Consider the following 12,356-nt stretch of genomic DNA (forward strand, 5'->3'; position numbering starts at 1 on the left):
GTGTGCCCGGTCCAGGCACCCGAGCGGACCCGGCCGGCGAAGTCCGCCATCTTGTCCAGCACCGCGTGCACCGCGGGGACCACGTTCTCCCCGTCCACCTCGACCACCGCGTCCCGCGGGGCCCGCAGCGCGGTGTGCAGCACCGCCCGCCCCTCGGTGGTGTTGATCCGCTCCCCGCGGAACATGGCGTCCCGCAGGCCGAACACACCGGTCGCCGCGGCCAGCTCGCGCAGCAGCCGCAGCGTCTCGTCGGTGACGAGGTGCTTGGAGTAGTCGATGTACAGGTCACCGACCTGCAAGGTGTACCCGCTGCCGCGCCCGGGGTCGGCGGCGAACAGCTCGCGCAGCCGCACCTCGCCGAGTGCGTCGCGGTGCTCGGCCAGTGCGGTCCACTCGGGCGTCTGGTGGAGCCTGGAACGGACGTCTGCGTTCATGTCGGACTTCAGCCTTCTTTCCTACACCTGTCCTGCTGCGTACCTGCCCCGCTGCCGGTCCCAACCTAGTTGATCAGCGCACTGGGTGACCTGTTGCGGTGTCGTCCTGCGGTGCAACAACAGGTACGTCCGGGCGGCGCGCGGGTATCAGCGCGGCGACGGCCAGGACGAAGAAGGCCGCCGTGAGCAGTGACGGAGCGCCGGGCCCCCAGGCACCGGCGACGGCACCACCCAGCAGGGCCCCCAGGGGCACCCCGGCACAGGCCAGGGTCCGGAAGGCCGAACTCACCCGGCCGAGCAGGTGGGCGGGGCTGCGCTGCTGCATGAGGGTCGTCGTGTTGACGTTCCACACCATGCCCATGAGCCCGAAGACGGCGAGCGCGGCGACCAGCACGGCCAGGCTGCGCACCGTCCCCATGACGACGAGGGCTCCGCTCTGCACGGCGCCGGCCAGGAACACGGCGCGGAGGGGGCCGACACGACGCACGAGCCGGCCGTTCACCAGTCCCCCGGCGAGGCTGCCGAGGGTGACCGCGAGGCCCGCCGCCGCGTAGCCCGCGGGACCCGCGTCCAGCCGGCCGGTGACCAGGACGACGAGCGTGGCGAGCTGGGCGCCCATACCTATGTTGCACAGGGCGGTGGCGACGCACAGTCCGCGCAACGGGCCGTCCCGCCCCAGGTGACGCAGGCCGTCCGTGATCTCGCGGCGCAGCGTGCTGCCCGCCGCCCTCGGCTCCCGCGCGGGCGGGGCCGTCCGCAGCGAGGTGACCAGCGCGGCCGCCACCAGGAAGGTCGCCGCGTCGACCGCGAACGGGACGGCCGCCCCGGCGGCGAGCAGCAGTGGCACGACCGGTGCGCCGACCAGGCCTCCGGCGATCCGCTGACCGGTCATCAGACGGGCGTTCGCCACGCCCAGCGCCTCGCGGTCGACCAGGGCGGGCAGCAGGGCCGTGGAGGCGTTGTCGAACAGTGTCTGGAGCGTGGTCAGGGCGAAGGCCAGCGTGATCAGCAGGGCGATCGAGGCGTGGCCGAGGGCGACGGCCATGGCGAAGCCCGCGACCAGGAGTCCCCGTACCGCGTCCACCGCCCCCATCGCGCGCCGCTGGTCCACCCGGTCGGCGACGGCTCCGCCGATCAGCCCGAAAAGGAGCCACGGCAGCTGACCGCAGGCGGTGACCGAGGCGATGAGCAGCGGATCGTCGGTCAGTGAGACGGCCAGCAGGGGCAGGGCCGCCGCGCGCAGGGCATCGCCGAAGCCGGACAGCACGGAGGCGCTCCACAACCGCCCGAACCCCCCGCGCCACGCGGGCGCACGCACCTCCCCCGCCACGTCTCCCCCTCCCGGTACGCCGGTTCACCGCGGCTGCGGGAACCCACACGAAAACCGTAGAGGAGACCACTGACAACGGGGGGTGGCGGCGACAGCGGCGGCGACGGCCGGGCATGGCGGCCGTGGCAGGCCGCCGTGGCGGGCGACGGCCGGGCATGGCAGGCCATGACGGGCCATGACGGGCCGTCGGGGGTGACGGCGGTGACACGACTGCGGCCAGGCGCCCCCGTGGGCACCTGGCCGATCGTCAACTCCTAGATTTCGCCCCGCAGTTTGGCGAGCGCCTCGGCGAGGATCGCCTCGCCGTCCGCGTCGCTGCGCCGCTCCCGCACATAGGCGAGGTGCGTCTTGTAGGGCTCGGTGCGCGGCGGGTCCGGCGGGTTGTCCCGGTCCTGGCCGGCCGGGAAGCCACAGCGCGGGCAGTCCCAGGTATCGGGCACCTGCGCGTCGCTGGCGAAGCTGGGCTGCGTCTCGTGCCCGTTGGAGCACCAGAAGGAGATGCGCAGACGCGGCGCGGACTCGCCGCGCTCGGCCTCGCCCATCGGCCCCGCCCCGACCCGGCTTCCTCGGATCGCGTTGCCACTTGCCACGGTCGTAACTCCCTGCGTGATGGTGCCGCGAAGCGAGTCGGCGTTTCGCTTCGCCGCGAGCGCCTCAGTCTACGTAAGGCCCAACGCGCGTCCAGTGATTGGAGTTACAGCCCCCACACACAGACGCAAGCCCCATGATAGGCCGCGCTCAGCTGCGCGTACCGAACATGGGGCGTTACGTACGGAATGTGCGTCTGTACGCTTCGTCGATCAGCTGTTCGTCTTCATCAGGATGCCGAGGACGACGATGCACGCGAACCAGAGCAGACCGATCACCAGAGTGATGCGGTCGAGGTTGCGCTCGGCGACCGAGGAGCCGCCGACGGAGGACTGCATGCCGCCACCGAACATGTCGGAGAGGCCGCCGCCCTTCCCCTTGTGCATCAGCACCAGCAGCATCAGCATCAGGCTGAAGACGATCAGGGCGATCGAGAACCCCAAAACCACGGCTGGACCAACTTCCTCGGATTCGGATGACGACGGGGGCGCAGCGACGGCACCGCGCCCCCGCAAGGGTACGACGGATCGGGTCTACCGCATACTCACAGCCGGTATCACTGGTCGCGGAAGCGCACGATCTTGACGAACTCGTCGGCGTCCAGCGAGGCACCTCCGACCAGGGCGCCGTCGATGTCGGCCTGGGCCATGATCTCGGCGACGTTGCCAGCCTTCACTGAGCCGCCGTACTGGATGCGGACCTTGTCGGCCACGTCCTGGGAGTACAGCTCGGCGATCTTGCCGCGGATGGCGGCGCAGACCTCCTGGGCGTCCTGGGCGCCGCAGACCTTGCCGGTGCCGATGGCCCACACGGGCTCGTAGGCGACCACGATCGTCTCGGCCTGCTCGGCCGGGATGTCCTTCAGACCGCCCTCGACCTGGGCGAGGGTGTGGGAGACGTGGTTGCCCGCCTCGCGGACGTCCAGCTCCTCGCCGACGCACAGGATCGGGGTGAGCTCGTGCTTGTAGGCGGCCTTGACCTTGGCGTTGACCAGTTCGTCGGTCTCGGCGTGGTACTGGCGGCGCTCGGAGTGGCCGATCGCCACGTACGTGCACTTCAGCTTGGCCAGCATCGAGCCGGACACCTCTCCGGTGTAGGCACCGGAGTCGTGCGCGGAGATGTCCTGGGCGCCGTACTTGATCTTCAGCTTGTCGCCGTCGACCAGGGTCTGCACGGAGCGCAGATCGGTGAAGGGCGGCAGGACGGCGACCTCGACGGCCTCGTAGTCCTTGTCGGCGAGGGCGAAGGCGAGCTTCTGGGTGTGGGCGATGGCCTCCAGGTGGTTGAGGTTCATCTTCCAGTTGCCCGCCATCAGCGGCGTGCGCGTGCTCATCTGGGTCAGTCCTCCAGTGCGGCGAGGCCGGGGAGCGTCTTGCCCTCGAGGTATTCGAGGGAGGCGCCGCCGCCGGTCGAGATGTGGCCGAATGCGGTCTCGTCGAAGCCCAGGAGGCGGACGGCCGCGGCGGAGTCGCCGCCGCCGACGACCGTGAAGGCCGGGGAGTCGATGAGGGCCTGGGCGACCGCCTTGGTGCCCTCGGCGTAGTCGGGGTGCTCGAAGACGCCCATCGGACCGTTCCAGAACACGGTGGCCGCGTCGGCGAGCTTCGAGGCGTACAGCTTGCGGGTCTCGGGGCCGATGTCCAGGCCCTCCTGGTCGGCGGGGATCGCGTCCGCGGCGACGGCGGTGGGGTTGGCCGGGGCCTTCGTCTTCAGGTCCGGGAACTCCGTGGCGACCAGGACGTCCACGGGCAGGACCAGCTCGACGCCGGTCTTCTCCGCGCGCTCGATGTACTCGGTGACGACCGGGACCTGGTCCTCCTGGAGGAGGGAGATGCCGACCTCGTGGCCCTTGGCCTTGAGGAAGGTGTAGGCCATGCCGCCGCCGATGAGGATCCGGTCGGCCTTGCCGAGCAGCTGGTCGATGACGGCGAGCTTGTCGGAGACCTTGGCGCCGCCCAGGGCGACGACGTAGGGGCGCTGCACGTCCGCGGTGAGCTTCTTCAGCACGCCGACCTCGGTGGCGATGAGGAAGCCGGCGGCGTGCGGCAGGCGGGCGGGCAGGTCGTAGACCGAGGCGTGCTTGCGGTGCACCGCGCCGAAGCCGTCACCGACGTAGACGTCGGCGAGTGCGGCGAGCTGGTCGGCGAACGCGCCGCGCTCGGCGTCGTCCTTGGCCGTCTCGCCCGCGTTGAAGCGCAGGTTCTCGATGACGGCGACCTGGCCGTCGGCGAGGTCCGCGACGGTGGAACGGGCGGACTCGCCGACCGTGTCGGTCGCGAACGCCACGGCGGAGCCGAGGAGTTCACCGAGGCGGGTGGCCGCGGGGGCGAGGGAGAAGGCCGGGTCCGGGGCGCCCTTGGGGCGGCCCAGGTGTGAGGCGACGACCACCTTGGCGCCCGCGTCCGCGAGGGCCTTGACGGTCGGCAGTACGGCGCGGATGCGGCCGTCGTCGGTGATGGTGGTGCCGTCGAGCGGCACGTTCAGGTCGGCGCGGACGAAGACCCGCCGGCCGGCCACACCTTCGGAGAGGAGTTCGTCGATCGTCTTCATGAAAGCTGCTCCCGGGAGGGCTGGTGGTACTCCGTGATCGTAGAGAGGGCTCTTCCGTACGTGCGTCAGGGCCCGGGCGGCGCGTCCGTGCGCCGCCCGAGCCCTGCCATCACCTGGAGGTGCCTGCTCCGAGGGTCAGAGCTGGCCGCCGACGAAGACCGTGAGGTCGACGAGGCGGTTGGAGTAGCCCCACTCGTTGTCGTACCAGCCGAGGATCTTCACCGACTTGCCCTCCTGGACCATGGTCAGGGAGGAGTCGAAGGTGCAGGAGGCCGGGTCGCTGACGATGTCGGAGGAGACGATCGGGTCCTCCGTGTAGGACAGGTAGCCCTGCAGCTCGCCCTCGGAGGCCTTCTTGAACGCGGCGTTGACCTCGTCCTTGGTGACCTCGCGCTCCAGCTCCACCACCAGGTCGGTGGCCGAACCGGTGGGGACCGGGACGCGCATCGCGATGCCGTCGAGCTTGCCCTTGAGCTGCGGCAGGACCAGCGCGGTGGCCTTGGCGGCACCCGTCGTGGTCGGGATGATGTTCTCCGCGGCGGCGCGGGCGCGACGCAGGTCCGAGTGCGGGAAGTCCAGGATGCGCTGGTCGTTCGTGTACGCGTGGACCGTGGTCATCAGGCCCTTGACGATGCCGAAGTTCTCGTCGAGGACCTTGGCCATCGGCGCCACACAGTTGGTGGTGCAGGAGGCGTTCGAGATGACGTGGTGGTTGGCCGCGTCGTACTTGTTCTCGTTGACGCCCATCACGATGGTGATGTCCTCGTCCTTGGCCGGAGCCGAGATGAGGACCTTCTTGGCGCCGCCGGCGAGGTGCTTCTCGGCGTCGGCCTTCTTCGTGAAGATGCCGGTCGACTCGATGACGATGTCGACGCCCAGCTCACCCCACGGGATGTCGGCGGGGTTGCGCTCGGAGAGCACCTTGATGGTGTGGCCGTCGACGGTGATCGTGTCGGCGGTGTGCGACACCTCGGCCTTGAGGCGGCCCAGGATGGTGTCGTACTTGAGCAGGTGAGCGGTGGTCGCGGTGTCACCCAGGTCGTTGACAGCCACGATCTCGATGTCAGCACCCTGCTCCAGCAGCGCGCGGAAGTAGTTACGACCGATGCGGCCAAAGCCGTTGATGCCTACGCGGATCGTCACGAACCGATCTCCTCGTTGGTACGCCGGCCATGCGGTGCCGGCGAGCTGTATTTGGGATGTCCCCGACCACCCCCGACCCTACCTCTCCACGGCCTCCGGGGTGACATCGACTTGTCCCATACACGGCAGGACGGCCCGTACCCACCAGTAGAGGTACGGACCGCCCGAGTCTGAGCCCACACCCGCTCGTTTGTCGCTCATTTCGGTCACGATGGGTCGGGCGGTGTTGACCTCAGCGTGTCGTCTCCTCGCCTGAGGCGAGTGCCTTTCTTATGAGCGCCGTGCGCGCGGAGGCTTCGGCTGTGCGCTCCGGGCCGAAGCCGGGGGGACGGCGTCGTCCGGGACGAGCGAGGCGTGGCCGGGCAGGGGGCTCCGTGGCCGCCGGAGCGCGGCCGGTGACAGAGGGAACGTCACCTCGAGGTGGCGCGGGAACGTCCCGGCGCGGCGGATCCGGGTCCACGGAAGGACGCCGGCGCCGATGGCCTCGACGGGCTTCGGTACCGGCGTGTCGACGGCTGGGGCAGATGGTGGCCGACCCGGCCGGTGAGCCGGGAGGCGGTGTCCCGGAGCGGCGTGCGGTCGGCCCGGTGGCGTGCCGTGCCCGGGAGGTCCGGCGGCCGAGGCGGGCGGGGCGCCGGTTCCGCCCGCTCAGCCCACCAGGTTGTCGGCGAGCTCCTCGCTGAGGTTGGCCTCGGTGCCCGGGATACCGAGGTCGGAGGCCCGCTTGTCGGCCATCGCGAGCAGCCGGCGGATCCGGCCGGCGACCGCGTCCTTGGTCAGCGGGGGGTCGGCGAGCGCGCCCAGTTCCTCCAGGGAGGCCTGCTTGTGCTCCATGCGCAGCCGGCCGGCCGCCGCGAGGTGCTCGGGCACCTCGTCCCCGAGGATCTCCAGGGCCCGCTGCACACGGGCCCCGGCGGCGACGGCGGCCCGGGCGGAGCGGCGCAGGTTGGCGTCGTCGAAGTTGGCGAGACGGTTCGCCGTGGCGCGCACCTCGCGGCGCATCCGGCGTTCCTCCCAGGCCAGCACCGACTCGTGCGCGCCCAGGCGGGTGAGCAGGGCGCCGATGGCGTCGCCGTCGCGGACCACGACCCGGTCGACGCCGCGCACCTCACGGGCCTTCGCGGCGATGGACAGCCGGCGGGCGGCGCCCACGAGGGCCAGCGCCGCCTCCGGGCCGGGGCAGGTCACCTCCAGGGAGGAGGAACGGCCCGGCTCGGTGAGCGAGCCGTGGGCCAGGAAGGCGCCGCGCCAGGCGGCCTCCGCGTCACAGGTCGCGCCCGAGACCACCTGCGGGGGCAGACCCCGGATCGGCCGGCCCCTGCCGTCCACCAGACCGGTCTGGCGGGCCAGTTGGTCACCGCCCGCGACCACGCGCACGACGTAGCGGGAGCCGCGGCGCAGCCCGCCGGGCGCCATCACGATCAGCTCGGAGCTGTGCCCGAAGATCTCCAGGATGTCCCGCTTGAGCCGGCGGGCCGCCATCGCGGTGTCCAGCTCCGCCTCGATCACGATGCGCCCGCTCACCAGGTGAAGGCCGCCGGCGAACCGCAGGACGGCGGAGACCTCCGCCTTTCTGCAGCAGGTCCGGGTGACGGGGAGCCGGGAGATCTCGTCCTTCACCGCTGCCGTCATCGCCATGGGCCGATCCTTCCATGCATCCGAAAAATACGGTCGTACGCGGCGGCCAGCAGCTCCGGATCATGCCGCGGAGTCCCGTCGGGCCGGGCCACCGGCGCCAGCTCGACCGCGGCCCCGAACCGCTTGGCGGCATCGGTCAGGGAGTCGCGGTCGGGCACGGCGGCCTCGTCGGCCAGCACCACGTCCAGGGCGAGTTTAGGGGCGTGTCGTCCCAAAACCTCCAAATGACGCTGCGGGGAGAAGCCCTCGGTTTCTCCGGGCTGCGGCGCCAGATTCAGGGAGAGTACCCGGCGTGCCTTCGTCTCCGTGAGGGCGTCCAGCAGTTCGGGCACCAGCAGGTGCGGCATCACCGAGGAGAACCACGAGCCGGGCCCCAGGACCACCCAGTCCGCGTCCAGGACGGCCGCCACCGCCTCCGGGACGGCCGGCGGATCGGACGGCACGAGGTGCACCGACTGCACCTCGCCGGTCGTCAGCGCGACGGTCGCCTGTCCCCGCACGGTGTCGATGTCCTCGGGACGCGCGGGATCGTGCCCCTTGACCAGGGCCTGCAACTCCAGCGGTACGGCGGACATGGGCAGCACGCGCCCCTGCGCGCCGAGCAGCTTGCCGACCAGGTCCAGGGCCTGGACATGGTCGCCGAGCTGCTCCCACAGGGCGACGATCAGTAGGTTGCCGACCGCGTGGCCGTTGATCTCGCCCTGCGACTGGAAGCGGTGCTGGATGACCCGGGCCCAGGTCTGGCCCCAGTCGTCGTCGCCGCACAGTGCGGCCAGTGCCTTGCGCAGGTCACCGGGCGGCAGCACGCCCAGCTCGTCGCGCAGACGCCCGCTGGAGCCGCCGTCGTCGGCGACCGTGACGACGCCGGTGAGGTCACCGGTGATCCGGCGCAGTGCGGCGAGCGAGGCCGACAGGCCCATGCCGCCCCCGAGGGCGACGACCTTCGGCTGGGTGCCGCGGCGGCGCGGTTTGCCGCCCCGGGCCACGACCGGCCGGCTCACGCGCCCTTCGGGCATCGCCCTGCGCAGCCGGCCCAGCCGCGGTGTACGTCCTGTCATTCCCGTCCCATGTCCCGGTGTACGACCACCGTCTCCACGCCCTCGGCCGCGAGCCGCGCGGCGAGCTTCTCCGACATCGCGACCGAGCGGTGCTTGCCGCCCGTACAGCCGACCGCGATGGTCACGTACCGCTTGCCCTCCCGGCGGTAGCCCGCGGCGATCAGCTGGAGGAGCTCCGCGTACCGGTCGAGGAACTCCTTGGCGCCGGGCTGGTTGAGGACGTAGGTCGCCACCTCCTCGTTCAGGCCGGTGTAGGGGCGCAGCTCCGGGACCCAGTGCGGGTTGGGCAGGAACCGCATGTCCACGACGAGGTCGGCGTCGACGGGGAGGCCGTACTTGAAGCCGAAGGACATGACCGTGGCCCGCAGCTCGGGCTCCTCCTCGCCGGCGAACTGGGCGTCCATCTTGGCGCGCAGTTCGTGCACGTTGAGGCTGGAGGTGTCGATCACCAGGTCGGCGTCGCCGCGCAGTTCGCGCAGCAGCTCGCGCTCGGCGACGATGCCGTCGACGATGCGGCCGTCGCCCTGGAGGGGGTGCGGACGGCGCACGGACTCGAAGCGGCGGACCAGGGCTTCGTCGGAGGACTCCAGGAAGACGATCCGCCGGGTGACGTTCCGCGCCTCCAGGTCGGCGAGGGACTCACGGAGGTTGTCGAAGAAGCGCCGGCCGCGGACGTCGACGACGACCGCGATGCGCGCCACGTTGCCCTGGGAGCGGGCGCCGAGCTCCACCATGGTGGGGATCAGCGCGGGCGGGAGGTTGTCGACGACGAACCAGCCGAGGTCCTCCAGACACTTGGCGGCCGTCGAGCGGCCCGCCCCGGACATACCGGAGATGATCACCAGCTCGGGGATGGCCGCCTCCGGGATACCGGGTGGTGTCACGTCCGTACTCACCTGCGCTCCGTCTTCGTGGCCTGCGGTGTGCTCGGCGCTGCCGTGGCCCGTGTCGGGCGCGGCGGCGTCGTGCCGGGTGGCATCCTCGCCTGTCCGCCTGGGCGGCGACTGGGAGGACGCTGTGAGCTTCTGATCTTGGTTCGCCGCGGGCGGCCGGTCCTGGTTCACCTCGGGCGTGCGACCTGGGTCGGCTGTGTGCTGCGCGTCGTGCTCGCTCATGTCTCCTGCCCCCGTCGTTCGTGCGGGGCGCCCGTGGTGGCGGGTTCCCCGGGGGAGCCCGCCGTCGTGTCGGGCTCCTCCTCGTCCATGATTTCTCCGGTCGCCGTGTTCACGGCGGGTGCGGCCGGAACCGCGCGGGTGAGGGCCGCGACGATCGTCTCGGCCGTCCTGCGACCTATGCCCGGTACCTCGCAGATCTGGTCGAGCGTCGCGGAACGCAGTTTCTTCACCGAGCCGAAGTGTTTGATCAATGCCTGTTTGCGGGTCTCGCCGAGCCCCGGGACGTCGTCCAGGGGGCCGGAGCGGAACCGCTTGGCGCGCTTGGTGCGCTGGTAGGTGATCGCGAAGCGGTGGGCCTCGTCGCGGACGCGCTGGAGGAGGTAGAGGCCCTCGCTGGTGCGGGGCAGCACGACAGGGTTGTCGTCGTCCGGCAGCCAGACCTCCTCCAGCCGCTTGGCGAGGCCGCAGACGGCGATGTCGTCGATCCCGAGGTCGTCCAGGGCCCGCCGGGCCGCCGCGACCTGTGGGCGGCCACCGTCGACGACGACGAGCTGCGGGGGGTAGGCGAAGCGCTTGGGCCGGCCGTCGTCCTCGGTGAGGGTGTGGACGGGGGCGTCGGGCAGGGCTCCGTCGGCGCCGGGCTCGCCGTCGGTCCACTCCCCCGTCCTCTCCTTCTCCACAAGGTAGCGCCGGAAGCGGCGGGTGATCACCTCGTGGAGGGAACGGACGTCGTCCTGCCCCTCGAAGCCCCTGATCTGGAAGCGGCGGTACTCGCCCTTGCGGGCCAGACCGTCCTCGAAGACCACCATGGACGCCACCACGTCGTCACCCTGGAGGTGCGAGACGTCGTAGCACTCGATGCGCAGGGGGGCGCTGTCGAGGTCGAGGGCGTCGGCGATCTCCTCCAGGGCGCGCGAGCGCGTGGTCAGGTCGGAGGCGCGCTTGGTCTTGTGCAGGACGAGCGCCTGCTGGGCGTTGCGCTCGACGGTCTCCATGAGGGCCCGCTTGTCGCCGCGCTGCGGGATGCGCAGGGAGACGTTGGAGCCGCGGCGCGCGGTGAGCCATTCCTGGACGGGCCCCACGGGCTCGGGCAGGGCGGGGACCAGCACCTCCTTGGGGACGGCGTCGCCGGTCTCCTCGCCGTAGAGCTGCTGGAGGGCGTGTTCGACGAGGGCGCCGGTGGTGATCTCCTCGACCTTGTCGGTCACCCAGCCGCGCTGGCCGCGCACGCGTCCGCCGCGGACGTGGAAGATCTGGACGGCGGCCTCCAGCTCGTCCTCGGCGACCGCGACGAGGTCGGCGTCGGTGGCGTCGGCGAGCACCACCGCGTTCTTCTCCATGGCCTTCTTCAGGGCCTCGATGTCGTCGCGCAGGCGGGCGGCCCGCTCGTACTCCATCTCCTCGGCCGCTTCCATCATCTGCCTCTCCAGACGGCGGAGGTAGGTGCCGGTGCGGCCGGTCATGAAGTCGCAGAAGTCCTCGGCGAGATCGCGGTGCTCCTCCGCGGGAATCCGGCCGACGCAGGGCGCGGAGCACTTGCCGATGTAGCCGAGCAGACAGGGGCGGCCGGTGCGGGCCGCGTTCTTGAAGACACCGGCGGAGCAGGTGCGCACCGGGAAGACCCGCAGGAGGAGGTCGACGGTGTCACGGATCGCCCACGCGTGCGCGTACGGCCCGAAGTACCTGACGCCCTTCTTCTTGTGGCCGCGCATCACCTGCACGCGGGGGAACTCCTCGTTCATCGTCACCGCGAGGTACGGGTAGCTCTTGTCGTCGCGGTACTTGACGTTGAACCGGGGGTCGTACTCCTTGATCCAGGAGTACTCCAGCTGGAGCGCCTCGACCTCCGTGGACACCACGGTCCACTCCACGGACGCGGCCGTGGTGACCATCGTGCGGGTGCGCGGGTGGAGGCCCGCCAGGTCCTGGAAGTAGTTCGCCAGGCGCTGGCGCAGGCTCTTCGCCTTCCCGACGTAGATCACCCGGCGGTGCTCGTCGCGGAACCTGTAGACCCCGGGAGAGTCCGGGATCTGTCCCGGCTTGGGGCGGTAGCTGGAGGGGTCGGCCATGTCTCACACCCTACTGGCGCGGAGTGACAGCCCGGCGGGGCTGTGGACAACCGTGGAGCGTCCGGGGCGGGGGTGCGCTCGGTTGGCGGAGCCGTGGACGGTCCAGGGGCGTGACGATGCCGGCGCGGGAGCGGGAGCACGGGTGGTGGGTGCGGGAGCACGGGAGCGGGAGTGGCCGGGAAGGGCGGCCGGCGGCCACGGACCACGCTGGTGACGGCACGGCGGGGGCTGTCGCGGAAGGCGGGGCTGGGCGAGATCGAGCGGTGCGGGGGGCGACACCGGGGGACCGTGACATCCGCCACCGGCCGTCACGGTCCCCAACCGGTGTCGGAGCCCCGGAACTCCCCCACGGCGAAGGAATGCGCACGCCGGCCCGCTGCTCCGGTGGCGGCCCGGCGGTATCCGGGGCGTGGGCAAGGGGCACCGACTCG

Annotated in this window: 10 protein-coding genes and 1 pseudogene; all 11 read right to left on the reverse strand. The window is 71.4% G+C overall.

Features of this window, described 5'->3' with window-relative positions; translation table 11 throughout:
* Nucleotides 1-434: pseudogene (locus ACFYWQ_RS00005) on the reverse strand (glucose-6-phosphate isomerase); the annotation flags it as partial.
* A 73-nt stretch (nucleotides 435-507) separates the two neighbouring features.
* Nucleotides 508-1,764: an MFS transporter gene (locus ACFYWQ_RS00010; RefSeq protein ID WP_389511458.1), complete on the reverse strand. Its 1,257-nt coding sequence runs from the start codon at nucleotides 1,762-1,764 to the stop codon at nucleotides 508-510.
* A gap of 254 nt (nucleotides 1,765-2,018) precedes the next feature.
* On the reverse strand, nucleotides 2,019-2,354 hold the full coding sequence (locus tag ACFYWQ_RS00015; protein WP_003957010.1) for an RNA polymerase-binding protein RbpA: 336 nt from the start codon (nucleotides 2,352-2,354) through the stop codon (nucleotides 2,019-2,021).
* 210 nt (nucleotides 2,355-2,564) lie between these two features.
* Complete coding sequence (gene secG, locus ACFYWQ_RS00020; protein ID WP_389511459.1) at nucleotides 2,565-2,801, reverse strand: preprotein translocase subunit SecG; 237 nt, start codon at nucleotides 2,799-2,801, stop codon at nucleotides 2,565-2,567.
* Nucleotides 2,802-2,908: 107 nt separating this feature from the next.
* Nucleotides 2,909-3,685, reverse strand: coding sequence for a triose-phosphate isomerase (tpiA, locus tag ACFYWQ_RS00025; RefSeq protein WP_389511460.1), 777 nt, complete (start codon nucleotides 3,683-3,685; stop codon nucleotides 2,909-2,911).
* Between the two features lie 5 nt (nucleotides 3,686-3,690).
* A complete protein-coding gene (locus ACFYWQ_RS00030) occupies nucleotides 3,691-4,902 on the reverse strand; it encodes a phosphoglycerate kinase (protein ID WP_389511461.1) in 1,212 nt (403 codons plus the stop codon).
* Between the two features lie 135 nt (nucleotides 4,903-5,037).
* Nucleotides 5,038-6,045, reverse strand: a complete 1,008-nt coding sequence (gap, locus tag ACFYWQ_RS00035; protein ID WP_389511462.1) for a type I glyceraldehyde-3-phosphate dehydrogenase — start codon at nucleotides 6,043-6,045, stop codon at nucleotides 5,038-5,040.
* Between the two features lie 648 nt (nucleotides 6,046-6,693).
* Nucleotides 6,694-7,683 (reverse strand): DNA-binding protein WhiA, encoded by a 990-nt coding sequence (gene whiA, locus ACFYWQ_RS00040; RefSeq protein ID WP_385064485.1) that lies wholly within the window; start codon nucleotides 7,681-7,683, stop codon nucleotides 6,694-6,696.
* Nucleotides 7,674-8,741: a uridine diphosphate-N-acetylglucosamine-binding protein YvcK gene (yvcK, locus tag ACFYWQ_RS00045; protein ID WP_389511463.1), complete on the reverse strand. Its 1,068-nt coding sequence runs from the start codon at nucleotides 8,739-8,741 to the stop codon at nucleotides 7,674-7,676. The genes whiA and yvcK overlap by 10 nt, the downstream gene beginning before the upstream one ends.
* Nucleotides 8,738-9,856: an RNase adapter RapZ gene (gene rapZ, locus ACFYWQ_RS00050; protein WP_389511464.1), complete on the reverse strand. Its 1,119-nt coding sequence runs from the start codon at nucleotides 9,854-9,856 to the stop codon at nucleotides 8,738-8,740. Before rapZ ends, yvcK begins: the two co-directional genes overlap by 4 nt.
* Nucleotides 9,853-11,925, reverse strand: coding sequence for an excinuclease ABC subunit UvrC (gene uvrC / locus ACFYWQ_RS00055; RefSeq protein WP_389511465.1), 2,073 nt, complete (start codon nucleotides 11,923-11,925; stop codon nucleotides 9,853-9,855). The genes rapZ and uvrC overlap by 4 nt, the downstream gene beginning before the upstream one ends.
* Between the last annotated feature and the right edge of the window lie 431 nt (nucleotides 11,926-12,356).

Source organism: Streptomyces sp. NPDC003247 (assembly GCF_042888135.1).
Taxonomy (GTDB): domain Bacteria; phylum Actinomycetota; class Actinomycetes; order Streptomycetales; family Streptomycetaceae; genus Streptomyces.

Coding starts and splice junctions, on each gene's coding strand:
- tpiA (WP_389511460.1), bottom strand. CDS start 3,685: ATGAGCACGCGCACGCCGCTGATGGCGGGCAACTGGAAGATGAACCTC.
- ACFYWQ_RS00030 (WP_389511461.1), bottom strand. CDS start 4,902: ATGAAGACGATCGACGAACTCCTCTCCGAAGGTGTGGCCGGCCGGCGG.
- whiA (WP_385064485.1), bottom strand. CDS start 7,683: ATGGCGATGACGGCAGCGGTGAAGGACGAGATCTCCCGGCTCCCCGTC.
- yvcK (WP_389511463.1), bottom strand. CDS start 8,741: ATGACAGGACGTACACCGCGGCTGGGCCGGCTGCGCAGGGCGATGCCC.
- rapZ (WP_389511464.1), bottom strand. CDS start 9,856: ATGAGCGAGCACGACGCGCAGCACACAGCCGACCCAGGTCGCACGCCC.
- uvrC (WP_389511465.1), bottom strand. CDS start 11,925: ATGGCCGACCCCTCCAGCTACCGCCCCAAGCCGGGACAGATCCCGGAC.